Raw genomic sequence first — 25,936 nt, 5'->3', positions numbered from 1 at the left:
TCTCGTAGGAATGATAGTTATTTTCCGGTAAATTTATGATCGCCAAAATCATTGCATACAGTGCCCGTAATAAGTTCATCATCTTTCTGATGATGTTCATCTCCCTTGCCTGGGGTTACTGGGCGTTGAAGAATGCACCACTTGACGCCATCCCGGACTTGAGCGACACCCAGGTCATCATCTACACGGAATGGACAGGCCGAAGCCCTGACCTGGTGGAAGACCAGATCACCTATCCCATTTCCTCCACCCTCCTTGCCGCTCCCCAGGTACAAGCGGTCAGAGGGTTTTCCTATCTTGGTAGCTCCTTCATCTATGTCATTTTCAAAGAGGGGACGGATATCTACTGGGCGAGAAGCCGGGTGCTGGAGTATCTCCAGGCCGTTAAAAACAAAATCCCCGCCGATGTGAATCCCGTCCTCGGTCCCGATGCGACGAGCTTGGGATGGGGGTTTTCCTATGCCGTCGTTGATGAGACAGGGGGGCATGATCTTTCCGAACTCCGCTCAATCCAGGACTATTCGATCAAACTCGGGCTGGAGAGCGTCCCCGGAGTTTCGCAGGTCGCGAGCATCGGCGGCTTTGTAAAGCAGTACCAGGTCACCATCGATCCGAACCGCCTTCTTGCCTACAATATCCCGATTACGAAAGTGATGGAGGTAATCCGCAAGAGCAACCGGGACGTGGAGGGCAGGGTTCTGGAGATGTCCGGCGTGGAATACATGGTGAGGGGCAGGGGATATATCAAGAACCTCAAGGATCTGGAAGATGTTTCCCTGGGCACGAACAATGCGGGGACACCGATCCTCTTGAAGGATGTGGCCCGTATTCAGTTCGGGCCGGAAATCAGAAGGGGTCTGGCGGAACTGGACGGCAGGGGAGAGGTTGCCGGGGGGATTGTCGTTGTCCGTTTTGGCGAGAATGTTCTTAATGTCATTGAGCGGGTTAAGGAAAAAATAGAGAAAGACATCGCACCGAGCCTCCCCACAGGGGTGAAGATTGTCACGACCTATGATCGGTCAGACCTGATAAAGCGCTCAATCGACACGCTGAAGGACGAGATCATAAAGCTGGCCGTTGCGGTCAGCGTTGTCTGTTTCATTTTCCTGTTTCACCTGCCCAGCGCCCTTGTTGTGATCCTCACCCTGCCCGTGGCGATCATTATGTCGTTTATCTGCATGTACTATCTTGGGGTCACGTCAAATATCATGAGTTTGAGCGGTATTGCCATTGCCATCGGGGCCATGGTCGATGCTTCCATCATCATGGTGGAAAACTCCCACAAGAAGCTGGAAGAATGGGAAGCGGAGGGCAAACCGGGAAACAGGACGGACGTCATCATTGACGCGGCCAAGGAAGTTGGGCCTTCTCTATTCTTCTCCCTCCTGGTGATCACGGTGGCGTTCCTTCCCGTGTTCACGCTGCAGGCGCAGGCGGGGAGGCTGTTCAAACCGCTGGCCTATACGAAGACGTTTGCCATGCTCTTCTCATCATTCCTTGCCATTACCCTGACGCCGGTATTGATGACGCTCTTTATTCGGGGTAAAATTCGGCCGGAAGAAAGAAATCCCATCAGCATCATCCTGCACAAGCTCTATGAACCCATCGCCAGGCTTGCCTTGAGATTCAAAAAGACGGTTATTATTACTGCCGCCGTCATTCTGATACTGACTATCTACCCATTTATGAAACTGGGTTCGGAATTTATGCCCCCCCTTTACGAAGGGTCCCTCTTTTATATGCCGGTGACCATGCCCGGGGCATCCATTTCCGAGGTCTCCAGCTTGTTGCAGATACAGGATAAAATTCTAAAGAAGATCCCGGAAGTTGCCCAGGTGTTCGGAAAGGCTGGCCGGGCCGAGACCGCTACAGATCCGGCGCCCCTGGAGATGTTTGAGACGGTGATTAATATGAAGCCTGAATCCGAGTGGCGTGAAGGGATGACTGTGGAAAAACTTAAGGATGAGATGAATGATGCGCTTTCAATTCCCGGTGTTGCGAATTCCTTCACCATGCCGATCAAGGCCCGCATTGACATGCTTGCCACGGGGATCAGGACCCCCGTGGGAATCAAGATTTTGGGCCCGAACCTCGAAGAAATCGAAAAGATAGGCCTTGCCTTGGAACATCACCTCAAGGACATTCCGGGAACCCGCAGTGTTTACGCGGAGAGGGTCGCAACCGGCTACTTTCTGGATATTGTTATTAAGAAAAATGAAGTGGCACGGTATGGGCTGACCGTGGACGACGTTGGGGAAGTGATCCAGGTCGCCATCGGGGGGATGAATCTGACCACCACTGTTGAGGGGCGGGAGCGCTATCCTGTCAATGTCCGGTATTCAAGGGAATTACGCAATGACGTGGAAAAGCTGAGAAGGGTGCTTGTGCCGGTGATGACGGCGAACCGTCCGGTTGCCGCCGCATCGACTGCCGGTATGTCCGGTTCAACCGGTCCTCTCCAGATACCCTTGGGGGAACTTGCGGATATCAAGATTGTCAAAGGTCCGACCGCCATAAAAAGTGAAGAAGGACTCTTGACCGCCTATGTCTTTATCGATTACTCAGGCGGGGATGTGGGAGGGTATGTTGATGAAGCCCGGAAGAAGGTGGCCTCTCTGAAGATACCTGAAGGCTACCGACTTTCCTGGAGCGGCGAATATGAATACCTGGTCAAGACCCACGAAAGGCTGAAACTGGTCATTCCCCTTACGCTCTTTATCATTTTTATCCTGCTTTACTTCAATACGAAATCAGTCATAAAAACGGCAATCGTTCTTCTTGCCGTTCCCTTTTCCCTCGTCGGTTCCTTCTGGCTTCTCTATATTCTCAATTACAACATGAGCATTGCCGTATGGGTCGGCATCATCGCCCTCGCGGGGCTCGACGCGGAAACGGGCGTGGTGATGCTCCTCTATCTTGACCTCGCCTATGAGAAGTGGAAAAAAGAAGGAAAAATGGCAACTGCAGCCGATCTGAAAGAGGCCATCATGTACGGCGCCGTAAAAAGAATTCGTCCCAAGATCATGACGGTGAGCGTTATCCTGGCGGGCCTTATCCCCATCATGTTCAGCCATGGCACCGGCGCCGACGTCATGAAACGGATTGCCGCGCCCATGGTAGGCGGCGTCATCACTTCCACCATCCTCGAATTGATCATCTATCCCGCCATTTATATGATCTGGCGGGGCCGGAGCTTACAGAAAGATTAAGTGCTTATCCTCAAATAACTTCCCCCCTTTTGCAAAGGGGACCTAAATGACAGGGTATTTGCCTTTTTACGAGTTCATCAATTCCAGGTTTTTTAAAGTATTCTGAGGAGTGATTGCCAACGCAATAAAAAAAATTAAGCAAGGGGACTTTGTGAATGATAACGAAAAGCGACATCATTGAGGAGGCACGTCGCCTCGGCTTTGGAGATGTGGGATTTACAACCGCTGAACCCTTTCCTTCGCAGCAGCGGCATCGATTCCAAGGTTCCTTTCAACATTCCCCATCGCGTTGCGGCGGCCCGGGCCGGCATGGGAACATTTGGCAAGAATTGTCTCTTGTATTCAGGGAGGACGGCCCGACAGAGTTCGTGGGTTTTTCCCATTCCTTTAGTGGTGGATAGCGAGTTTACACCGGACGAACCGACGATGAGGATGGGTTGTCCCGAATGGTGCCGGAATGCTTGTATTGCCGCATGCCCCACAAAAGCTCTGAAAGGAAACGGTGCAATTGATCCGAGAAAATGCGTTTCCGCTCTTACTTACTTCGGGAACACAATCACGCCAAGGGAACTCCGCGAACCAATGGGCATGTATATCTATGGTTGCGACCGATGTCAGAATGTCTGCCCGCGCAATCTCCCCTGGCTTTCCCAGGAACTTCCCATTAACCGGCGCGCAGCGGCGAAGGTGAAGGACTTCGAGATTACAACCCTTCTCCACATGGATAGGAAATTCTTTGAAAGCCGAATATGGCCTTCCATGTTCTATATGTCTCCTGATGACCTTTGGAAGTGGAAAATGAATATCGCTCGCGTGATGGGAAACAGCCTCGATCATCGCTATGTTGATGATCTCATTCGCGCCTATAATGAAAATAATAATGAACGGGTCAGGAGTATGATCGCCTGGGCCTTGGGTCGAACAGGCGGGAAGAAAGCAAAGGATGCCCTTGATTCATTTCTTAAGATAAGTGAAGGGATTGTCCGGGAGGAGGTTGTGGCGGCTCTTGGATCGTGTTAGATGTCGATCCGGTATGTGCAATAGTTCGAGGCATAAACTGAAAAAGAAACGGACAATTGGTTGTGGTTGAAACTTGAAAAACTTTAGAGAAGTAGCGATTATTTGTTCCACCTACGAGTCAACGCCCTCGTGGCATGAAAAGACCTAAGCATTACTCGTTGTAACTTTCAACAGCGTGGCTGAGAAGATTGTCCGCAAGTTCCTCGATTTTAATCACTAAAGGCACATCTGTTCTGCACTTCACGCCACAGCCATTCTCGTTCTGCAATAGGAATCATGGTTTCGTGTGTCAACTCTTGTATTGTCCGAAGCTAAGACACGACCTTGCTTTTCCCCACACTCGGGCATGGCGTCAATGAGTTATGCGGGTCTGCGGTAGCAGCCTAAATCCTGGCTATAAGCGACCGTGGCAAATGGAGCCTCTTCAAATCATATATTCCATCGTAGTATATGATTCCAGTAGCCCCGTAACCCCGCTGTAGATTGAGATCTTTACCGGCAATCCCGACTCATTATATTCGTTTATGATAGTATCTGTTGACGGTTTTTCTTTCATGTCGTTCTTGGTTATACTTATTATGTTTCCCTTCGCATCATATCCGTACTCGGTATACCCGGTCAGCAGATTCGAGAACCCGTTGTAGTTGGAGGTCCTTGTCACCTTTCCGTCCGCATTATATTCGGTCGTGGTATACGATGTTAACAAGTCCGTGACATTGTAGGTAGAGGATTTTGTCTCCTTTCCATCCGCATTATATTCATAGGTGGAGTACGCTGATAGCACATTCGTGTAACCGTTGTAGGTAGAGGTCTTTGTCAACATTCCACCCGTATTATATTCCTTCGTGGTATACATCATTAAATCTCCCTCGAGATCGTAGATAGAGATCTTTGTCACCTTTCCATCCGCATTGTATTCGATCGTGGTATATTGCATTAGCTCATTCGTGGGCCCGTAGGAAGAGGACTTTGTTACTTTTCCATCCACGTTATATTCCATCGTGATATACCCTGCCATCAGCCCCGCGGCGTAGGAAGTGGTCTTTACCACGTGTCCCGCCGCATCATAGTCGTACGTGGCATACGCTGTTAACACGTCCCCGGAATTGTAGAAAGATATTTTAACCACTACTGTTGGTTTTACTGATACCTCAACCGATGGTGCGCTTTCTTCCGAACCACTGTTGGCGGTAACAATATAGTAATAGGCTGAACCATTTGCGAGCTTGGTGTGCTTATAGGGAGACTTGGCAATATTGGAAATCTTCGTGCCGTTCGCTTTTGTAACCCCCGACGAAGCAGACCAGTAGATATTGTAGGAGGTGGCACCAGTAACAGCCGTCCAGCTTAATATCACCTGTGCATTGCTCGCAACAGCGGATACACCTGTCGGTGCGTCTGGCCCTATTATCGCCGGCCTCAGGCCAGCTAAGGTCTGGAGGATATAGATAACTTCATCAAGGCCGATCTTTGCATCGCCGTTCACATCTGCCTCTCTATAAACTGTTTGCTGAGGTGAAATGCCGGTGATCACCTGCAGGGCCAAAACGGCATCGGCCAGATTCAGCTGTCCGTCATCGTTGACGTCACCAAACGTCCCCGCCCAGGAAGAAGTGAAGGAAAAGAAAACCAAAGCCAAAATCCACAGAAACCTTTTCATTTTGGTCTCCTTTCGAAAATTGAGGAGAGGTCGGGATAGAAATACGGCGCGCACGGTTTTAGATGGAGAGTTACCAATTCATGCACCCTTTCGGTATGTGGGAACAGATTTCAAATCTGTCTCCTAATTCCACCATGACCCACGTTTCCGCAAGCCCCCTTTTCATCCAGCCGTCAATATTTCTGTCATCGTACCACAATCGTTGAGAAAACAACATCATTTACTTCTGTTTGAAGTCAAGCATTTTCGTCAAGGTTGCCGTTTTACTGACTTCAGCTTGCTATATTGTAGTTAGAGATTGAATCGTTTTGGGAATGTCGATATCCTTCAGATGCGAGTTTGGTTATTCCAGCAAAAAGGCAAGGAGGATATTATGAAGAGAGCAGACACACGGAAGTTATACGTAACTGCTGGTCTTGTCATTTACCGATCTTAACGCCAATTTATTCCAGGGAAAAATGATAAAGCGGAAGTTTTATTGCGTGAAAACGCAGCTATGTTTTCATTGGCCTTTGTAGAGTATTTTCCCTCTCCATTGTCCTGCCAAAAATAGAACACATGATGGGCATTTTATTCGGCATGAGGCAGTATGCGGCTACGTTGACGTTCCAGAGTTCGCGTGATTCCCTCAGGGTGGCAATGAATGAGACATAGTCGTCATCAACTGTAAAGACGGGCTCGCCTCGCCGTCCCCGGTTCATCACATGGTACCACGCATCAGGATACTGGATTCGTAACGGTCTGGCCATAAACGGTATCTACAGGATTTCAATCTAAGAGTCAAGAGCAGACTTGACCCCTTGGCCTCTTTATTTCAAGACAATCATATATCTACACGGACAGGCATTATGACTGTTGTGATGCCATTCCACTGCAGACGCCGCTGGATGGCAAAGGCCGTCTCATTATGGAGTATCTTCTGAAAAGGGTTTTCCTGGCGAAAAATCAGTTTTCCTGCGAAGACCGTTGCTCTTGGGAATTCTTTCACAAGAGACTCGCAAAGCTCTGTCGCAGTATCAGCTACATCTGTTCCTATCCCCATCCTGTAATCAGCCGGGAATCCGTAGGAACGTACAAGATTTACGTATTTTTTTAGGTCATTATCGACAGATTTTTTTAAGGAATCTATTTCTGCTATTCCTTTAAATGAACCCGAATCGATTTCTCCCACAGAGATAAAAACGAAGTTTTTGTAAAGTTTGGGAAATTCACGGACAACGGAAAGCCACACATGAAGACCAAAACCGCTGTAGCCTCTTACAAGGAGAATTGCTGTCGTCTCCTTTGGGTCTAACGGTTCATTATTGGGATCACGACCCTTGGGGAGTTCAGAAAGAATATCTTCGAGTTGTCGAACTCCTTTGCTCACTTTCCTGTAATGTCCACGGATTAAATAGCACAACCCGATCACTGTTGAGGTGATTAAAAGGGTCATCCAGCCGCCCTCTTCAAACTTCTCGAAGACGGTAATAATGAGGATTGTAAGGCAGAGTATCAAGCCGATAACGTGTATGACGATGTGTCTTTTCCAGGCTTTATCTTTTTCCCTGTTTCGGAAGAAAAAACTCGCCATTCCGAACTGTGAGAGCGTGAAGGTGAGAAACACATTAATGGAGTACATGACAACAAGGGCTGAAACGGAACCATTGGTGTATAATAAAAGAAACAGGGCGGCGCCACCCATCAAAAGGACGCCATCCTGCATGGAGAGGCGTTCGGATAATGATGCGAAGCGGCGGGGGAGCCAGGAATCGATGGCCATGTTTGCCATGACACTCGGTCCCCCTGCGAATCCTGACTGAGCACCAACCATGAGGAGACCCCCCTCGGAGAGAATGGTAATCAAAGCGATCCAGCCGCCCAGAGGCCAATTACCGAAAGTGAGATCGGCGAGGACTGCATTCAAAGTTCTCCCTTCGGTAGGCACTATTTGGTAAAGCGAATAACAGAACAGCAGCCCCGCTGCTGTAATTGCAAGCGATGTGGCCAGGTACACCATCGTACGCTTGCCCGTCTGGACTTTGGGTTCACGCATAATCTGCATCGCATTAGAAACAGCCTCGATACCCGTATAGGTACCTCCGCCCAGAGAAAAAGCCCTGAGAAAAATCGCCAACATACTTACATAACCTATGGTTGAGAGGTCATGCTTGAAACTCCCTTTATATGCTTCAGCAACAGGCCCGACTTGATCGACATGGCTTAACAAACCATAACCAATCAGCAAGACATGGGTTACAATGAAAATGATAAAAATCGGCGCGAGAACTGTTACAGACTCTTTTACGCCTCTCAAGTTCATGACAACAAGGAGGAGGATTAAAAAGACGACGAAGATCAATTTGTATTTAAGGTAGGCAATGGGTAGATAGCTGAACAGAGCATCGCCACAGGAAGCAAGAGATACGGTGATAGTCAGTACATAATCGACGAGAAGGGCGCATCCCGATATCACACCTGCGTTTTTGCCGATCATATGGGTTGAGACAATGTATCCGCCGCCGCCATGAGGGAAATGCTCGATGATACGGGAATATGCGTAGGAGATGATGAAAACTGTTAAAGCGGTCGCTAAGGCTAAGAAAACAGCAAGATAGCTGTGGGAACCCAGAGCCTTAAATGCCTCCTCCGGACCGTATGAAGAGGAAGAAAGGCCGTCGGCGCCGAGGCCGATCCATGCAAGGACGGGTATGAGAGATATCTTGTGAAATAGTGAAGGTTCATTGATATCTCGAGGCGGACCGATCAATCTGCGGCGCAACTTCTCAAAGAGGTTTAATGTGCGCTCCGAATTATCAGAATTCATAGCGTTTTATATGTGCCGTAGATTTATTTCCATAGTTTATGCTTACATTATATGAGAAGAGTCATTACGTTATCGGATTTTCAATATGAACACCTTCACAGACCTGGCCGCAGAGGAAACCACGTTTCCCGTTTAAGTGGGTACCCTGTTCATCGTATATTCGGATTGAAAAATCTTCGGTAAGTACTTTCAAGGAAAGTGATTTGCCATCCGCGATTGTTATCTGAATCGGCTTGCACTTCGTCGGGAGATTATCGGTATCACTGTCCTTAAAAGATAATTCATGTTTCCCGGAGTCGATTGTTAGTGGTGTGGTTTGTAGTGAAAATACTTCTCCCTTTTCGTGTCCGTCAAGAAGAATAACGTAGCTAAAATGCCGGCTAAGGTTTGTAATAGTTAATTCGGAAGCCATCGATTAATATTATAGAATGGGTCGCAGATGGTGTCAAATGAAAAGAGGGGTGCGATAAACGCAGATTGCCAGTTAATGTTTTGAACTTTTAGGCACGATTTGGGATTGTAGAGTACAGTCAATATTGAATACCGTTTGAAAGAAAGTATGCCAGTCAAAATTGTCGGAAGCTTGACTTCGGAAGTAAGGCAATGCACCAAAAAGGGTTAAATTCAACTGTCCCTGGTGTTGAGTTTTCGCAGTTCCTTGCGTAATATCTTTCCCATGGGATTTCTCGGCAGGCTCTCAACAAATTCAATGAATTTCGGCCATTTGTATTTGGCAAGCTGATTCTGACAGTAATTGAGAATCTCTTCCGCTTCTGCCGTCATGCCCTCTTTCAGTACCGCATACACTTTGATTTCTTCTCCCATTACAGGATCGGGGACGCCGATGGCCACAGCGTCCTTGACGGCCGGATGCTGGTACAGGATTTCCTCAATATCGCGGGGATAAATATTGAAACCGCCACGGATGATGAGGTCCTTTTTTCTTTCCACGATATACAGATAACCGTCCTCATCCATTCTCGCCATGTCGCCGGTGTGCAACCAGCCGTTTCTGAACGTCTTTGCAGTTTCTTCGGGCAGCTTATAATAGCCCGACGAAACATTGGGACCTTTGACCAGTAACTCTCCGACATCTCCCCCGGGGACATCCTGATCTTGATCATCCACGATCCTTACCTCAACTTCGGGGATAGGCTGGCCGATAGAGCCGGGTTTTGTCGGGCGGTTATGATAATTCGTACTGACTGCCGGCGAGGCTTCGGAAAGTCCATAGGCCTCAAAGACTGTACAGTGAAATCTCTTTTGAAATGCTAATAGATTCGCGACCGGAAAAGGTGCTGCACCACTGAGGCAGCTCTTCCATGAGGATAGATCGTACCTATCCGCATCGGGACTGTTCAGCATGGTGATGAACATGGCAGGGACACCGGGACAGTTGGTCACTCTGTATTTCTCGATCAGTTTAAAGGCCTCTTCAACCTGGAATTTCCGCATCAGGACATGCAGATTGCCATATGTGTATGCCTTATTCATTGATGTGATCCCGAAAGAGTGGGACAGGGGTAGTGCAATCAGGGTGATATCGCTTGCCTGGGTGCCGTGGGCGCGTGAAGCGTTCACCGCGTTGGAATAGAGATTCTTATGCGTCAGCATGACTCCTTTTGGCGTCGATGTAGTGCCTGCTGTGTAGAGGATCACCGCCAGATCATCCTCTTCGACGGCTGGGAAATCCGGTTCTTCGGAAGCATCCCTGATCAGTGACCGGAAAGGAATGGTTCCCGCCGGTGCGTTCTCGTCCGCGATGATTATGTTTTTCAGGGTTTTGATCGTCCGCAGCATGGGTTCGTTTTTTTGAAAAATGTCACGTGTGGTGATCATCGCAACGGCTTCACAGTTACCGAGAATATGGGTTAATTCCTTTTCGTTCATAAGGGGAATAAGGGGAACGATGACGGCGCCGCACCTGAGAATACCCTGGTAGCTGATAAGGACCTCCGGGCAGTTGGGCAGCATTACCGCCACTTTATCGCCCTTGTTAACGCCGAGCTTCTTCAGACCATTAGCCATCCCATTTGCATCATTAATCATTTGCCTGTTTGTGAAAGTTACGTCCTCAAAGATTAAAAATGGATATTCACCGAAGCTTTTCAGGTTTTCATCGGCAAGTGTGACAAGATTCATCGGTTGTCCTCCATTAAGTGAGCAGTTTCGTGAGTCTTGTTTTTATGAGCTGCTCAGCTTCATTCACGATTCTCTCAATGAGTTCTTTTACTGTCGGTATATCGTGGATTAGTCCCATTACCATACCGGCCCACCAGATGCCGTCTTCTAAATTTCCGTCGTCGATGACCTTCTTGCTCCTTTCACCCGAAACAAGAGTCAAAATGTCTTGAAATTGTGTCTCCCCGGGACGCGCCTCGATTTCAAGCACTTTCTGTGCGATGCTGTTGCGGTAGACCCGCCCGGTATGTCTCAGTGTTCGAAAAAGCAATGCTGTTTGCCGTTCATCGGACTCAACGATCTTCTTTTTCATGGTATCATGAATAGGGGCTTCCTTCGTTGCCAGGAAACGGGTGCCCATATTGATCCCTTCAGCTCCCAGTGCGAGGGCGGCGACCAAACCGCGGCCATCGCCGAAACCGCCCGAGGCGATGATCGGGATCTTAATTTTGTCCACTGCGGCAGGAATGAGCACAAGACCGGGAATATCATCTTCGCCCGGATGGCCGGCACACTCGAAACCGTCGATGCTCACGGCGGCGCAGCCAATCTTTTCAGCCTTAAGTCCATGGCGGACTGAAGTGCATTTATGGATGACTTTGATGCCTGCTGATGTGAAGGCTGGCAGGAATTGCTCCGGATTTTGCCCTGCAGTCTCAACGATCTTGATACCGGAATCAATAATGGCCTGGGCATATTCTTCATAAGGTATCGGCTTAATGGCAGGCAGAATTGACAAGTTGACGCCAAATGGTTTGTCGGTCATCCGACGTGTACGTTCAATCTCTTTTAAAAGGTCATCCGGAGTCGGCTGGGTCAGGGCGGTAATAAAACCGAGGGCTCCGGCATTCGCCACAGCAGCAACGAGTTCTGCGCGGCCGACATTCTGCATGCCTCCCTGCACAATAGGGTGCCTGATACCGAAAAGTTCAGTAAAGCGGGTACGGATCATAAAAAGTGACCTCCTCATATGGATGTCCTCTTTTACCGGAGCGTTGAAGATCCGTCAACGTGAAATCACTGTTTTATATTTCCGTTGACAGATATCATTACTTCTTCTATATTCGCCTTCCGAAAGCGGATCGGGGGCCTACCCTCCGTTGATAACAGTTTGTAAAGATACTATCGATTTTAATAAATGGACATGGAGTTGTCCTTCAGGTGATACAATGAGACAAAGGGAAATGAAGAGAAAATCTGATAACTGGATGGATCTCTATAAAAAAAATGTACCGGAGGAAACGGAGCCGGAACTGGGCAAGGAACTCCCCCATGGACCCGTGCTTTTTTATAATGAACTGGTAATAGAACATTGTACGAATCCCAGGAATGTCGGTGAAATAACCGATGCTGACGGGTTTGCGCACCTTGGCGATCCCTCATGCGGTGATTGGATGAACTTATGGATTAAAGTGGATTCGGGCAGGATTGCAGATATTAAATTCCTGTCCTCCGGATGTGCGGGCGCTGTTGCGACCAGCAGCATGACGACAGTGCTTGCCAGAGGGAAAACCATAGAAGAAGCGAAACGGATAACCGACGCCGATGTTATCCTTGCTCTTGAGGGAATTCCCGGACGCGACGGTAAATGCATTCTTTCAGGTACCAGCGCATTACTCGAAGCTATCAGGGACTATGAGCAAAAGAGCGGTGGGGCCAAAGAGAACGAATGAGGGGCCTGATCCGTTAAATAATAACGTTTTTCTCAGCCACTTTGCCTTCCATAATCAAAAAATATAGTTCGAATTCAATTGTCTCATCCTGGTTTTTCTATCAGGACATCTCCGTATTTCTAATGGGTATATAACGCCGAGAACCAACACCAGTGCCATTTGTTTTTAGAATACTTCCCCTGTAGCTATTCATATTATCTATTTGACTTATTCAATTAAATAATATATTGGCCGCCATATTTGTTTGAATTCACTTCATATAAGGAGGCCATGAGTATGCACAGAAATATTGAGCCGCTTGTTAACGACGGTTTTGACGGTCAGCACGCTAAAAGGGTTTTGAACTATATACAATCGCAGAGAGAGAAGGGAAAAAACGTGGTCGGCATCTACTGCGGGTATGCTCCTCTGGAGGTTATTCGCGCCATAAATGCCGTTCCGGCAGTGTTGTGTGCCTTTGCCAACAAAACCATCGCCGCGGCGGAAGCGGTGCTGCCCGCCAATCTGTGTCCGCTCATTAAATCGAGCTACGGGTTTATCATCACGGATACCTGTCCGTTTTACGCCCTCTCCGAGGCCGTCATTGCGGAGACCACGTGCGACGGCAAGAAAAAAATGTTCGAACTCATTTCACACATCAAGCCCATGTATGTCATGGATCTGCCCCAGCTTCCCGATGAACGGGAGGCCCAGGCCAACTGGACGGTCATGATCAGGAAACTGCAGACGTTTCTGGAAAACACCTTTGACAGAGAGATCCGTGATGAGGATGTGGAGGCGGAGATTAAAGACACCAACCGGAAATTCGAAATGATGAATCGGATTTTCGATTTCACCAGGCATAAGCCCTCAGTGATAAGCTGGAGCGAACTCTACGACCTGACGTATCTGGCACAATCGGCGACGTTCAACGATATTGCTCCCTTGCTGGAAGAGACCGTAAAGAAGCTGGAGAAAAGAGTCGCCTCCGGAGTTGCCGTCGGAGGTGCGGATTCGCCGCGGGTGCTCGTTACCGGATGCCCCGTGGGCGGGGACGCAAACAAGGTCTTCATGATTATCGAGGAACTCGGCGGCGATATCGTCTGTCTGGATTCCTGTACGGGGATGAAGACGTTTATGGGAAAAATAGAAGAAAATACGGCAGATCCGTACGCCGCCATCGCTAAACGATACCTGAAAATTCCCTGCTCCTGCATGACCCCCAACTCGAACCGCCTGCAGGAATTGGATGCAATGATTGACCGGTTTAAGCCGGATGCAATCATTGAAGTCGTGCTCCATGCCTGCCATTCCTATAATGTCGAATCCCACAAAATCCGCGTTCATGCAAAGAACAGACACGGCCTGCCTTATCTGAAGATCGAAACCGACTATTCAGAAGGCGATGTGGAACAGATACGCACACGGGTGGAGGCTTTGTTTGACAGTCTCTGATGTTAATACCAAAAAGGATTTAATCACCCCCTTTTTTAAAGGGGGCCGGGGGGATTTTTCATTTTCTTTGCAAAATCCCTCTAAATCTCCCTTTACAGAAGGGAGACTTAATAGAATCGATGATTTTCATGTTTTCCTCGTGCCCCAGCGGACATGAGGGTTTATTACAGTTTTGTTGTTGTTATACGAATAGGGAACTATGATCAGTGCAGGCATTGACATCGGATCGCGAACGGTCAAGCTCGTTGTGGTAGAAAACGGGGAGATCATTCTGGTCCGGAAGGATATGAATTCGTACAATCCCTTGGAGGTCTGCAGAAAGATCATAGATGGCGTACAGTACGATACCATCACCGCCACAGGCTACGGGAGGAATCTGTTCCGCAATTATTACGATTGCCGTGTGATCAGTGAAATCAAGGCCTTCGCGATCGGCGCGCGAAAAGTCTGTCCGGACTGCCGGACGATTCTCGACATCGGCGGACAGGACACCAAGGCCATTTCCCTCACCGAGACGGGGCACATCGAACGGTTTGAAATGAACGATAAGTGCGCCGCCGGAACGGGCAAGTTCCTTGAGATCATGGCCACCGCCCTCGGCTTCGGTATGGAAGAATTTATTACGGCAGGTTCGTCAACGCGAAACGCCGTCAAGATCAACAGTATGTGCACCGTATTCGCGGAGTCGGAGGTCATCTCCATGCTGGCGCAGGGGCATGACAGGTCGGAAATTTCCCGAGGCATCCATGAAACGATCTGCCGGCGTTCGGCTGCCATGTTGAAACGCGTGTATGTGGGGGGGAGGATCGCCTTCTTTGGCGGTGTGGCCATGAACTCCTGTGTGAATGATATTCTCAGTCAAGAAATCGGCAGTGACCTCTTCGTTCCGGGGGACCCGCAGATTGTGGGCGCTCTTGGCTGTGCGTATATGAAGACTACAAAGGAATCGTAATAGGGAAAAATTTTGGAAACACAAACCTCATCATCGTCTGCTATGAAGCAAATGCCCATTCGCCCATCTCTTAGGGAAGTTATGGCGCATGTATCGGAGACATGCACGGACTGCGGCATATGCCGGGAGGAATGCGGTTTTCTCGAAAAATACGGCACGCCGAAGGAAATAGCGGATAGTTATGATCCCGGGACGAAAGAAGGACAGGTCATGCCCTTTGAGTGCAGCCTGTGCCGGCTCTGTAATGCCGTCTGCCCTCTCGGCTTAAATCTCTCCGGGATGTTCCTTGAAATGCGCCGGGAAGCGGTGGATCGTGATGCCGGTTCCTTTCCCGAGCACGCCGCGCTCCTCGATTACGAAAAGCGGGGGATGTCGAAACGGTTCACATGGTATGGACTTCCCGAAGGATGCCGGACTGTCCTTTTCCCGGGATGCGCAATGCCCGGGACACGGCCTGCCAGAACGCAAGATCTTTTTGAGACCCTCCAAAAACAGGATCCGACTATCGGCATCGTCCTCGACTGTTGCGGGAAAATATCCCACGACCTGGGTCGTAAACAGTTCTTTCGAGCAATGTTCGAGGAGATGAGAAATTATCTGCTGTCGCAGGGTGTAAGGGAGGTTCTGGTCGTCTGTCACAACTGCCATGACATCTTCAGCAGATACGGCGACGGCCTGAATATCCGCACGGTCTATGAAGCGCTGCCGGGGAATATTGTTTCCGGCGCCTTGAAAAGCCATGATATCGTGATTCACGACCCGTGCGGCGTACGGTTTCATAAAGACGCCCATGCTGCAGTGCGCCGTCTGGTCGGCATGACGGGCGTCGCCTCCCGGGAAATGAACCATTCAGCGGAACGAACCCTTTGCTGTGGAAGCGGGGCGGGTGTGAATGTCCTGTCGCCCGAACTAGCAGACCGATGGTTGGAACGCACATGGAAGGAAGCGGGAGAACGCCGGATCGTTACCTACTGCTGCGGCTGCGCCGGACGTCTCAGCGGCAAGGCGGCGGTGCATGCCCTCGATGTTCTCTGTGAACCGGAGGCGGCCCTGGTGGGGCAAAGCAAAATCTCCGGAGCGCCCTTTACCTACCTTAACCGGCTCCGCATCAAGAATTACTTTAAAAAGAAGATAGACACAGCCGCTTCCCGGGAGAGAACCTATACGGTGTCGGAAGGGAAGAAGAAAGGGTGGATCGGGCGTCTGGCGATTCTGGCCGTCCTTATAGCTGCCATTGTCGCCGTCCGAACGACAGGCGCCACCCGTTATCTTGATCAGGAAACCCTCCGTCAATTGATTGCGGGGTACGGGATGCTGGCGCCCCTCATCTATATGCTGATCTATACGATTGCGCCGGCTTTGCTCCTGCCCGGTCTCCCCATTACCATCGCCGGGGGGATTCTCTTCGGGCCTTTCTGGGGGGTAATCTACACCATCACCAGCGCGACGGTAGGAGCATGTATTGCCTTTCTCATCTCGCGTTACGTGGCCAGGGACTGGGTCGAGGGCAAGCTCCGGAGCCCCCGGTGGCGCCGCCTTGACGAAGGGGTGGAAAAGCACGGATGGAAGGTCGTGGCCTTTACCCGTCTCATTCCCCTTTTCCCGTTTAACCTTTTGAATTATGCTTTCGGGTTGACAAAGATCGGTTTCTGGCCTTACGCCGTGGCGTCCTTTATCTGCATGCTTCCAGCCTGCATCGCCTTTATCGTCTTTTCCAGTTCGCTCCTGGATTTGATTCGAGGAAAAATCTCGATCACGTTCATTATCGGAATCGCCCTCGTTGTATTGGTTTCCCTGATTCCTTTTTTTTATCGGCAGTATCAGAAGAAGAAAGGCATAGGGGACCCCCTGTGACATTACACATTTCATAAACTGACATATATTATGTGAGGGGAAACGGTGCCCGTAACCTGGAGCGTTTGAAGATACGGATACCGACATTTGCCAAGCTGCCTTCCGTATTAGGCCTGCTGCACGGTATACACTTCATTATCACATGTGGCGACTGTGCCGGTTGTCTGACAGACAGGGTAGATAAAACTCTGCAGAATTGTCTTGAACCTATTTTATTTAAAAAAACCGTCCTTTATAGCTGCAGGTAAGGAAATACATAATCCGATGACGAAAAGGCTCCAGATACCGTAGATGACTGCGTGTTCGTGTGTTTGTAACAATTTTACCAGGAATAACTCCCCATTGCCGATTTTGATTTGTAAGACAATAAAATATCTTATAACAATGGGAATCAGTGCAAAACCCATAACACAAAACAGTGCGAAAAACATTGTACGAGTGGTGTTGGTGATTCAGGTTTATGCCTCCCGGCAAATATTGATTGAACAAAATCAGCGATGAGAGGAAGCATGAAAAGATGTGCGATCATTAAACAATCGATTGCCGGGCAAGGAATCTCTTCCCCATACTAATGCTTACTGAGGGTTTTACATCAAAATCGAGGTTTCGGTTAAGAAATAAACTGAGCATTACAATATATATTGTTCATTAAACAAAAAGGCAGGATCATTTCTGACCCTGCCTTTCGTTTTGAGAGGTTAAGTTGATTAGTTTCTCATCCTTTTCCTGATTCCTGCCAGTCCAATCAAACCAAGGCCAAGAAGCAGCATGGTTGCGGGTTCGGGGACGGGGTACCGACCCATTAAATTGTCATTACCGCACTCATACGTATAATGGACAGTGAACGGTCCGTACGGGTTTATATAGTCACTGATTTCACTAAGATCTATGGTTACGCGATTGTGCGACCCGCCTGACAATCCAGTCTGAGCATCGGTTAAACCAGCTTCATATGTGAAGGAGTAACTGCCTATCGGGTGTATTGATGGGTCATCTAAATCGTACTTCCACGGATTAGATGCTGCATTGTGACGGGGGTTAGCGTAAAATGTAGTTATTACCTTTGAATTTCCGTCTATGGCGTAAAGTTCGTATATATTGTCAGGTGTGCTGTCTTGCGTTCTGGTTGCAAAGTTTACTGGATGTAGCACATAGTCATAACCCCAGCGATTATTTACACTCACCTCTCCGCCAGGCGAATAAATGGCACCCAAATCCGTACCGTACTGTACGTCACCAGTAACGTCGAAGAATATGTCTCCAGAAAACATGTCTCCATGACCATTCTTGAAGTCGTAACCGCCTGTCATGGACAGTATCGCGCCGTTCTTCATGAACGCTTCGAGGTCCCATTCCTGGGTGGATACCATCCCGGGCTCAACCTCCTGATCTTCATTTGTTCCATACCATCCAGTGCCGCTTCCCACTTTATCAAAGATTGTGATATTCGCTGCGTATGCGTTCGACACGGCAAGAGATAGAGCAAGAATCAACAATATTTTAAGTGTGCGCATGTTTACACCTCCTTCTTAAACTGTCAGACTTTGCATTAAGATACGCAACTAACATGCCACAGCATGAATATTTTAGAAAAGATAGCCTTCACATTTCATAAGTCATTGAAATATTGATTGTAATACTTGGTCGATCAGAAAACTCGAGATTGGAATATCCGTCCTTCGCCTTTACCTTTTGTAAAAAGTTGTAAAAAATCTCGACAGTATTACTGTGTATTACGAATATTCGAAAAGCATTTTTAGCACAATATAATGAAAATACAATGTATTACACAAATTATTTGTCTTTGTAAAGAAACCCGACATAGTTGATATATATCCCCAATTAGGGGTTTTTATATTTGAATTTTCATTATGGTTCTCACGTAGAGGTTTTTCTAATAATGTATAAACAAGACTAAAAATTTATAGATCAGAAAACGATAATAAAGAGGATGCATCATATTTATAAATATGTGACAAATGCTGATATTGGCATTATTACGATGAAAGCAGGTATATCTCGGCTGTCATTTCGTCGCAAGAATTATGTCATCCCGTCCAATAACATCCAGGCATAATCTATTGCAGACAATAGCAGGGGATTACATGATTAATATTCTTTTCCTTAATAAGGCCGTGAATCGGACGAGTGTCGGAATTCTTTACATCTTTGGTGTGCAGATCACTCTGCAATATCTATCATAGAACTTTAGATAGGCGGGATGCCATTACTATTCGTATACTTATATTGTTAATATCTTGATATTGGGATGTCTGGCACGGTTATTGTGATACGTGGTATTACAGTTAACGCAATGATCATATACGGATTTATTTTTTTCATAAGCGCATAAAAGATATGATTATCGAACATATCAATTATTTATGCTATAAAGACGCCCGTTCATTCTGAGTGAAGAGGATATGATGAAAATCAATACGGCAATGGGAGTGGAATTGAAAACAGGAAGCGTGTCGACGAGCCGGCAATCATGAAGTTTTTTCTGCCGGAATATTTTGAAGACAAATCAAGATCAATAGAGTAAAAGAGGTGGAGTCCTTCCTTGAGGAGTGCGCTATGAAAATCAAACCCGTACAATATTGGCGATTAATCGCCGCTTTCAGCTTCATTCTGTTCCTTCCTTATCCGCTGCATGCCAAACCGGATCTCGTACGCGAGATGAAAGGGCTCCATATACCTTTTATCGCCAATATGGGACAGATAGATGAAGCTGTCGCATTTTATGCGAAAACATTTGGTGGTACCGTCTTTGTTACGAGAGATGGAGACATTATTTACTCTCTTCCGAAGACAGATCGGAAAGGAAAGGTGGTCGGGGGATGGGTTCTCAAAGAAGAATTCGAAGGCAGTGCTATCAAGCACGTAACGGCAGAGGAGAAATCTCCCACAGCGGTGAGTTGTTTTAGAGGGAATGATCCTTCTACATGGAGAGGTAATGTCGCCACCTATCAGCTCGTTAACCTGGGAGAAGTATACAAAGGGATAGAAGTAAAGCTCAAAGCCTACGGGAACAATGTGGAGAAGCTCTTTTATGTAAAACCGGGTTCAAGACCGGATCAGATCAGAGTAAGCGTAAGCGGTGGAAAAGGCATAAAGATCAACGATGCCGGCGAGCTCGAAGCGGCAACTGATCTTGGATCTATCGCATTTACGATCCCCTTTGCCTATCAGGAAATCAAGGGTAAACGTGTTGACATACCTGTCAGATATGCCATTCTTGACGCCGACAAGAAATCGACACGTGGTGGGCACGTCTACGGCTTCTCCATCGGTTCCTATGACAAAACGGAGGCCCTCGTCATAGACCCGCTTCTCCAATCGACATACATAGGTGGAAGTAATTCTGATTATGCCTATTCGATTGCCACTGACTCCAGCGGGAACGTGTACGTTACAGGCGAATCATTCTCCATTGACTTTCCGAATGCCATCAATGGGTACCAGTCATCGCATGGAGGAGATGGAGGGAAACGCGATGCCTTTGTCACGAAACTCAATTCAGGGCTTACATCAATTATCCAATCCACGTACCTGGGCGGGAATGGAGATGATCGGGCATATGCGATAGCCGTTGACAATAATGGGAATGTCTACGTTGCAGGTCAGACGTCTTCCACAGATTTTCCCGGAACTGCCGGCGGTTATGGTGGCAATAGTGACGCCTTTGTCGCAAAACTTAATTCGGAACTTACAACCATCCAATCCATGTACCTGGGCGGGACTGGATCCGATTGGGCCAATTCGATAGCCATTGAAGCAGGCGGAAACATCTACGTCGCGGGGACAACCGATTCTGCTGTCTTTCCAGGGACAACTGGCGGCGCTCAGGCATCTAAAGGTACTGGCTTCGATGCCTTTGTTACGAAGCTTGATTCGAATCTCGACACTGTCAAGAGCACGTATCTGGGAAGGGAGGGATACGACGAGGTTTATTCGTTAGCCTTATATTCAAGTGATGGCAACACTTACGTCTATGCTGCGGGCCAGACCGATTCCACCAACTTTCCGGGCACCTCAGGCGGCGCTCAACAATTTAATGGAGGAGCCTTCGATGCATTCGTTACAAAGCTGAATTCAGACCTTACATCAATTGTCAAATCAACGTACCTGGGTGGGGACGGATATGAATCTGCCTATTCGACGGTCGTTGACGCAGGCGGATTCGTCTACGTTGCAGGGTACACCTCTTCCACCGACTTTCCCGGTACGTCAAGCGGCGCTCAGCCGTCTCATGGAACAGATGCAGGTCTTAGTGACGCCTTTGTCACGAAACTCAATTCAGAACTTACCTCATTAGTCCGATCAACGTACCTGGGTGGGGACGGCGATGATTACGCCAATGCGATGGCTATTGACTCGAGTGGAAATGTCTACATTGCAGGTCAGACCATTTCAACTACCCTTACAGGGACTGCAACAGATAGCGTCCAGCCGCATAAAGGAGGATCTTGGGACGCCTTTGTTGCAAGACTTAATTCGGACCTCACGTCCATTGCCAAATCTACATTTCTCGGTGGAAGTGGAAGTGAATCCGCTTATGCAATTGCCATTGACTCGAATGATAAGATCTATGTTGCGGGGTTTACGTTTTCCATCAACTTTCCGGGAACCGCGGGCGGAGCCCAATCTGAGGGACAGGGAGGCGATGAGATTTTTGTAAGCAGATTCGATTCAAGCCTCACAGGAAACACCCTTGCAGTATCAAAGACCGGCAATGGGACAGGCAACATCACAGATTCGCTGGCGGGAATCAACTGCGGCAGCGTCTGCAATACGAAATACGGTATCGGTACATCGATAGCCCTTACCGCCTCGCCCGATACGGGTTGCACATTTGTCGGATGGTCCGGAGGCGGCTGTTCAGGTACAGGGACATGTAATCTGATCATGTCTAATATGGATGTAACAGTTACAGCAATGTTCAGTGATATAACCTCTCCTTCAAATGGATTAATCACGATAAATTCCGGGGCAACCATTACAGGCAGTATTTCGGTTGCCTTATCGCTATCCGCGAACGATGCCGGTGGCGTCACTGAAATGAAAATCTCCAATGAAGATGCGAACTGGAACACTGTCACTGCTGTGCCATACAGTTCCTCAATAGCATGGAACCTCATGCCAGGTGACGGAATAAGAACGGTATATGTTATGTTTAAAGATGCCGCAGGTAACTGGTCGAGTGTCTATTCTGCGTCGATCACCTTGGATCAAAGTCCGCCCATAACCACGATCTCAGGCACGCCTGCATCCCGGACGAATTCCACCTCTGCGAGCCTGACGGTAGGCGGGGCAGATGTAGTCGCTTACAAGTATAAGCTTGACGGCGGTGTTTACTCGCCATCGGAGATTCCGGCTGGCACGCCGATCAGCCTCTCATCCCTTTCGGAAGGTTCCCATACGGTTTATGTGATCGGGAAGGACACTGCGGGTAACTGGCAGGCTGAGGGATCGGCCACAGAAGCAACGTGGACGGTGGACCTTACCCCGTCGACAGCCACGATATCGGGCACGCCTGCAGCGCTGACCAATACCACCTCTGTGAGCCTGACGGTAAGCGGGACAGATGTAGTTGCCTATAAGTATAAGCTTGATAGTGGTATTTATTCGCCATTGGAGATTCCGGCTGGCACGCCGATCAGTCTTTCGTCCCTTTCAGAAGGTTCCCATACAGTTTATGTGATCGGGAAGGATAGTGCAGGTAACTGGCAGGCTGAGGGATCGGCTACCATGGTAACGTGGACGGTGGATAGTACTCCGTCTACGGCCACGATCTCGGGCATGCCTACATCCCGTACGAATTCCACATCAGCGAGCCTGAACGTAGGGGGGATAGATGTCGTTGCATATAGGTATATGCTTGACGGCGGTGTCTACTCGCCATCGGAGATTCCGATTGGTACGCCGATCAGTCTCTCGTCCCTTTCAGAAGGTTCCCACATAGTTTCTGTCATCGGGAAGGACACTACGGGTAACTGGCAGGCTGAGGGATCGGCTACCATGGTAACGTGGACGGTGGACCTTACCCCCTCTACGGCCACGATCTCGGGCGTGCCTGCATCCCGTACGAATTCAACATCAGCGAGCCTGACAGTAAGCGGGACGGATGTGATTGCCTACAAGTATAAGCTTGACGGCGGTGTTTACTCGACTTTGGAGATTCCGGCTGGTACGCCGATCAGTCTTTCGTCCCTTTCGGAGGGTTCCCATACAGTTTCCGTCATCGGGAAAGATAGTGCAGGTAACTGGCAGTCAGAGATATCGGCTACCATGGTAACGTGGACGGTGGACCTTACCCCCTCAACGGCCTCGATATCGGGCGCGCCTGCATCTCTGACGAATTCCACCTCTGTGAGCCTGACGGTAAGTGGGACGGATGTGGTCGCTTACAAGTATAAGCTTGACGGCGGTGTCTACTCAGCATCGGAGATTCCGATTGGTACGCCGATCAGTCTCTCGTCCCTTTCAGAAGGTTCCCATACGGTCTCTATCATCGGGAAGGACACTACGGGTAACTGGCAGGCTGAGGGATCGGCTACCATGGTAACGTGGACAGTGGACCTTTCCCCCTCTACGGCCTCGATATCGGGCATGCCTGCATCCCGCACGAATTCCACCTCTGCGAGCCTGACGGTGGACGGGACAGATGTGGTCGCCTACAAGCATAAGCTTGACGGCGGTGTCTACTCGGCATTGGAGATTCCGGCTGGCACGCCGATCAGTCTTTCGTCCCTTTCAGAAGGTTCCCATACAGTTTATGTGATCGGGAAGGACACTGCGGGGAACTGGCAGGCTGAGGGATCGGCTACCATGGTAACATGGACGGTGGATATTACCCCGTCTACGGCCACGATCTCGGGCGTGCCTGCATCCCGTACGAATTCCACATCAGCGAGCCTGAACATAGGGGGGATAGATGTCGTTGCATATAGGTATAAGCTTGACGGTGGTGTCTACTCAGCATCGGAGATTCCGGCTGGCTCGCCGATTACTCTTTCATCCCTTTCAGAAGGGTCCCATACGGTTTCTGTGATCGGTAAGGATAGTGCGGGGAACTGGCAGTCAGAGGGATCGGCGACAACGGTAACGTGGACGGTGGATATTACTCCGTCTACGGCCACGATATCAGGCATGCCTGCATCCCGTACGAATTCCACGTCAGCGAGCCTGAACATAGGGGGGATAGATGTCGTTGCATATAGGTATAAGCTTGACGGTGGTGTCTACTCAGCATCGGAGATTCCGGCTGGCTCGCCGATTACTCTTTCATCCCTTTCAGAAGGTTCCCATACGGTTTCTGTGATCGGTAAGGATAGTGCGGGGAACTGGCAGTCAGAGGGATAGGCCACAACGGTAACGTGGACGGTGGACCTTACTCCCTCTACGGCCACGATATCGGGCATGCCTGAATCCCCGACCAGTGCCACGTCAGCGAGCCTGACGGTAGGCGGGAAAGATGTCGTTGCCTACAAGTATAAGCTTGATAGTGGTATTTATTCGCTATCATGGATTTCAATTGCCACGCCGATCAGTCTTTCATCCCTTTCAGAAGGTTCCCATACGGTTTCTGTGATCGGTAAGGATAGTGCGGGTAACTGGCAGGCTGAGGGATCAGCTACCATGGTAACGTGGACGGTGGACCTTACCCCCTCTACGGCCACGATCTCGGGCACGCCTGCAGCGCTGACCAATGCCACCTCTGTGAGCCTGACGGTAAGCGGGACGGATGTAGTTGCCTACAAATATAAGCTTGACGGCGGTGTCTACTCAGCATCGGAAATTCCGGCTGGCACGCCGATCACTCTTTCCTCCCTTTCAGAAGGTTCCCATACGGTCTCCGTTATCGGTAAGGACACTGCAGGTAACTGGCAGGCTGAGGGATCGGCCACTACAGTGACGTGGACGGTGGATATTAACCCACCCACTGGGACAATCAGTATAAATAATGGCGCCCTGAGAACCAGATCGACGTCGGTCATCCTGAACATTACCGCCACAGACACAACCTCCGGGGTAGTTAAGATGTCCTTGAGCAGTGATGGTGTTGTATATGGTGAATGGGAGCATTTCAGTCCTACCAGATCATGGATACTGTCGCTTGCACCTGGTGAAAAGAGAGTTTACGTCAAATTCAAGGATGCAGCTGGCAATGAATCAGTGCCGTATTCCGGTATGATAACGCTCGACGCTACTGAAAAGGGCGACATCGATGGCAGCGGCGGCGTTGTGGATCTTAAAGATGTCATACTTGCCCTCCAGGTGATGTCGAGGATAACGCCCGCCGTACCCATATACAAAGAAGCCGATGTGAATGGTGACGGCAGGATTGGTTTGCCTGAGGCGATCTACATTCTGCAGAAGGTCGGAGAGATTCGATAGAAGCGCTCAATAAAAGAAGATAATGCAATATTGCTTCATGGGGAAGCGGTACAAAGTACATCTTCCCCATGAACACGTTCCATCGCTTGACGACATTCTTAAACACGCCGGCATGGTCATTGTTCCTGGTCAACCTCTCTGTTTTCGCAGCGCCGTCGATGGTTTCTCCATCCACTGTTTGATGCGGTTGGCGTCGCCGTAGCGGGACAGCTTGCCTTGAGAATCGAGCAGCACAATCAGCACCGGACGCTTGGCCACATAGGCCTGCATCACCAGGCACCGGCCTGCCTCATCGATGAAACCCGTCTTGGAGAGGCCGATCTGCCATCGAGGGCTCCGGACCAGGCGATTGCTGTTGCGGAATTCCCGTGAACGGTAGCCTGTATGAATCGTGGCCTCTTTGCGGGTTGTGAATTCCCGGATAAGGCGATACTTGTAGGCGGCGTCCACCATCCGCGCCAGGTCCCGTGCGGAGGAGACATTGCCGCTGGAGAGCCCGACAGGGTCCTCGAAGCGCGTCTCGACGAGTTCCAGCGACTTGGCCTTGGCATTCATGGCAGTAACGAATGCGCCGAGACCACCCGGATAAGTCCTTCCCAGAGCATGAGCAGATCGGTTCTCGGAAGCCATCAAAGCCAGAAGCAGGGCATCTCCGCGTGTGAGGCGATTACCCACCCGCAGGCGAGAGCGGCTGTGGCGAAGGGTGTCAACGTCTTCGGGTGCGATGTTGAGCGATTCCTGGAGGTT

General features: G+C 49.3%; 16 protein-coding genes. 8 read left to right on the top strand and 8 right to left on the bottom strand.

Features of this window, described 5'->3' with window-relative positions:
- Window positions 1-35 precede the first annotated feature (35 nt).
- Together NTW12_13435 and NTW12_13430 are read left to right on the top strand one after the other, a co-directional pair.
- Window positions 36-3,209: a CusA/CzcA family heavy metal efflux RND transporter gene (locus tag NTW12_13435; GenBank protein ID MCX5847339.1), complete on the top strand. Its 3,174-nt coding sequence runs from the start codon at window positions 36-38 to the stop codon at window positions 3,207-3,209.
- Between the two features lie 177 nt (window positions 3,210-3,386).
- Complete coding sequence (locus NTW12_13430) at window positions 3,387-4,229, top strand: HEAT repeat domain-containing protein (protein ID MCX5847338.1); 843 nt, start codon at window positions 3,387-3,389, stop codon at window positions 4,227-4,229.
- Window positions 4,230-4,653: 424 nt separating this feature from the next.
- Here the strand turns inward: NTW12_13430 and NTW12_13425 are convergent, their stop codons facing one another.
- The 6 genes from NTW12_13425 to NTW12_13400 all read right to left on the bottom strand — a co-directional run bounded on the left by NTW12_13425 (window position 4,654) and on the right by NTW12_13400 (window position 11,828).
- Window positions 4,654-5,889 carry a hypothetical protein gene (locus NTW12_13425; protein ID MCX5847337.1) on the bottom strand — a complete coding sequence of 412 codons (1,236 nt, stop codon included), beginning with the start codon at window positions 5,887-5,889 and terminating at the stop codon, window positions 4,654-4,656.
- 494 nt (window positions 5,890-6,383) lie between these two features.
- Window positions 6,384-6,638 carry a transposase gene (locus NTW12_13420; GenBank protein MCX5847336.1) on the bottom strand — a complete coding sequence of 85 codons (255 nt, stop codon included), beginning with the start codon at window positions 6,636-6,638 and terminating at the stop codon, window positions 6,384-6,386.
- Window positions 6,639-6,712: 74 nt separating this feature from the next.
- On the bottom strand, window positions 6,713-8,695 hold the full coding sequence (locus NTW12_13415; protein MCX5847335.1) for an APC family permease: 1,983 nt from the start codon (window positions 8,693-8,695) through the stop codon (window positions 6,713-6,715).
- A gap of 64 nt (window positions 8,696-8,759) precedes the next feature.
- Window positions 8,760-9,107, bottom strand: coding sequence for a hypothetical protein (locus tag NTW12_13410; protein MCX5847334.1), 348 nt, complete (start codon window positions 9,105-9,107; stop codon window positions 8,760-8,762).
- A 212-nt stretch (window positions 9,108-9,319) separates the two neighbouring features.
- Window positions 9,320-10,837 carry a long-chain fatty acid--CoA ligase gene (locus NTW12_13405; protein MCX5847333.1) on the bottom strand — a complete coding sequence of 506 codons (1,518 nt, stop codon included), beginning with the start codon at window positions 10,835-10,837 and terminating at the stop codon, window positions 9,320-9,322.
- Between the two features lie 13 nt (window positions 10,838-10,850).
- Window positions 10,851-11,828 carry a nitronate monooxygenase family protein gene (locus tag NTW12_13400; protein ID MCX5847332.1) on the bottom strand — a complete coding sequence of 326 codons (978 nt, stop codon included), beginning with the start codon at window positions 11,826-11,828 and terminating at the stop codon, window positions 10,851-10,853.
- Window positions 11,829-12,060: 232 nt separating this feature from the next.
- Here NTW12_13400 and NTW12_13395 point away from each other — a divergent pair, with 232 nt between their 5' ends.
- The 4 genes from NTW12_13395 (at window position 12,061) to NTW12_13380 (ending at window position 16,789) form a co-directional block, all read left to right on the top strand.
- Window positions 12,061-12,549: an iron-sulfur cluster assembly scaffold protein gene (locus tag NTW12_13395; protein MCX5847331.1), complete on the top strand. Its 489-nt coding sequence runs from the start codon at window positions 12,061-12,063 to the stop codon at window positions 12,547-12,549.
- 276 nt (window positions 12,550-12,825) lie between these two features.
- Window positions 12,826-13,983 carry a double-cubane-cluster-containing anaerobic reductase gene (locus tag NTW12_13390; GenBank protein ID MCX5847330.1) on the top strand — a complete coding sequence of 386 codons (1,158 nt, stop codon included), beginning with the start codon at window positions 12,826-12,828 and terminating at the stop codon, window positions 13,981-13,983.
- A 199-nt stretch (window positions 13,984-14,182) separates the two neighbouring features.
- Window positions 14,183-14,935, top strand: a complete 753-nt coding sequence (locus NTW12_13385; protein ID MCX5847329.1) for an acyl-CoA dehydratase activase — start codon at window positions 14,183-14,185, stop codon at window positions 14,933-14,935.
- A 12-nt stretch (window positions 14,936-14,947) separates the two neighbouring features.
- Window positions 14,948-16,789, top strand: a complete 1,842-nt coding sequence (locus NTW12_13380; protein MCX5847328.1) for a VTT domain-containing protein — start codon at window positions 14,948-14,950, stop codon at window positions 16,787-16,789.
- Between the two features lie 707 nt (window positions 16,790-17,496).
- Here NTW12_13380 and NTW12_13375 read toward each other — a convergent pair.
- Entirely contained in the window at window positions 17,497-18,303 is an 807-nt protein-coding gene (locus tag NTW12_13375; protein MCX5847327.1) for a PEP-CTERM sorting domain-containing protein, read from the bottom strand.
- 1,063 nt (window positions 18,304-19,366) lie between these two features.
- Between NTW12_13375 and NTW12_13370 the strand changes: the two genes are divergently transcribed.
- Together NTW12_13370 and NTW12_13365 are read left to right on the top strand one after the other, a co-directional pair.
- On the top strand, window positions 19,367-24,154 hold the full coding sequence (locus NTW12_13370) for an SBBP repeat-containing protein (GenBank protein ID MCX5847326.1): 4,788 nt from the start codon (window positions 19,367-19,369) through the stop codon (window positions 24,152-24,154).
- Between the two features lie 57 nt (window positions 24,155-24,211).
- Entirely contained in the window at window positions 24,212-25,189 is a 978-nt protein-coding gene (locus NTW12_13365) for a hypothetical protein (protein ID MCX5847325.1), read from the top strand.
- A gap of 129 nt (window positions 25,190-25,318) precedes the next feature.
- On the opposite strand, the gene NTW12_13360 is transcribed toward NTW12_13365, so the two are convergent.
- Entirely contained in the window at window positions 25,319-25,870 is a 552-nt protein-coding gene (locus NTW12_13360; protein ID MCX5847324.1) for a hypothetical protein, read from the bottom strand.
- Window positions 25,871-25,936 lie beyond the last annotated feature (66 nt).

Source organism: Deltaproteobacteria bacterium, assembly GCA_026388545.1.
GTDB lineage: Bacteria > Desulfobacterota > Syntrophia > Syntrophales > UBA2185 > JAPLJS01.
This window is presented reverse-complemented; position numbering and strand designations above follow the sequence as displayed.

What these genes read in the sequence shown, in the direction of transcription:
- NTW12_13435 (MCX5847339.1), top strand. Translation starts at nt 36, where the DNA reads ATGATCGCCAAAATCATTGCATACAGTGCCCGTAATAAGTTCATCATC.
- NTW12_13425 (MCX5847337.1), bottom strand. Translation starts at nt 5,889, where the DNA reads ATGAAAAGGTTTCTGTGGATTTTGGCTTTGGTTTTCTTTTCCTTCACT.
- NTW12_13420 (MCX5847336.1), bottom strand. Translation starts at nt 6,638, where the DNA reads ATGGCCAGACCGTTACGAATCCAGTATCCTGATGCGTGGTACCATGTG.
- NTW12_13415 (MCX5847335.1), bottom strand. Translation starts at nt 8,695, where the DNA reads ATGAATTCTGATAATTCGGAGCGCACATTAAACCTCTTTGAGAAGTTG.
- NTW12_13410 (MCX5847334.1), bottom strand. Translation starts at nt 9,107, where the DNA reads ATGGCTTCCGAATTAACTATTACAAACCTTAGCCGGCATTTTAGCTAC.
- NTW12_13405 (MCX5847333.1), bottom strand. Translation starts at nt 10,837, where the DNA reads ATGAATCTTGTCACACTTGCCGATGAAAACCTGAAAAGCTTCGGTGAA.
- NTW12_13400 (MCX5847332.1), bottom strand. Translation starts at nt 11,828, where the DNA reads ATGATCCGTACCCGCTTTACTGAACTTTTCGGTATCAGGCACCCTATT.
- NTW12_13395 (MCX5847331.1), top strand. Translation starts at nt 12,061, where the DNA reads ATGAAGAGAAAATCTGATAACTGGATGGATCTCTATAAAAAAAATGTA.
- NTW12_13390 (MCX5847330.1), top strand. Translation starts at nt 12,826, where the DNA reads ATGCACAGAAATATTGAGCCGCTTGTTAACGACGGTTTTGACGGTCAG.
- NTW12_13385 (MCX5847329.1), top strand. Translation starts at nt 14,183, where the DNA reads ATGATCAGTGCAGGCATTGACATCGGATCGCGAACGGTCAAGCTCGTT.
- NTW12_13375 (MCX5847327.1), bottom strand. Translation starts at nt 18,303, where the DNA reads ATGCGCACACTTAAAATATTGTTGATTCTTGCTCTATCTCTTGCCGTG.
- NTW12_13370 (MCX5847326.1), top strand. Translation starts at nt 19,367, where the DNA reads ATGAAAATCAAACCCGTACAATATTGGCGATTAATCGCCGCTTTCAGC.
- NTW12_13365 (MCX5847325.1), top strand. Translation starts at nt 24,212, where the DNA reads ATGCCTGAATCCCCGACCAGTGCCACGTCAGCGAGCCTGACGGTAGGC.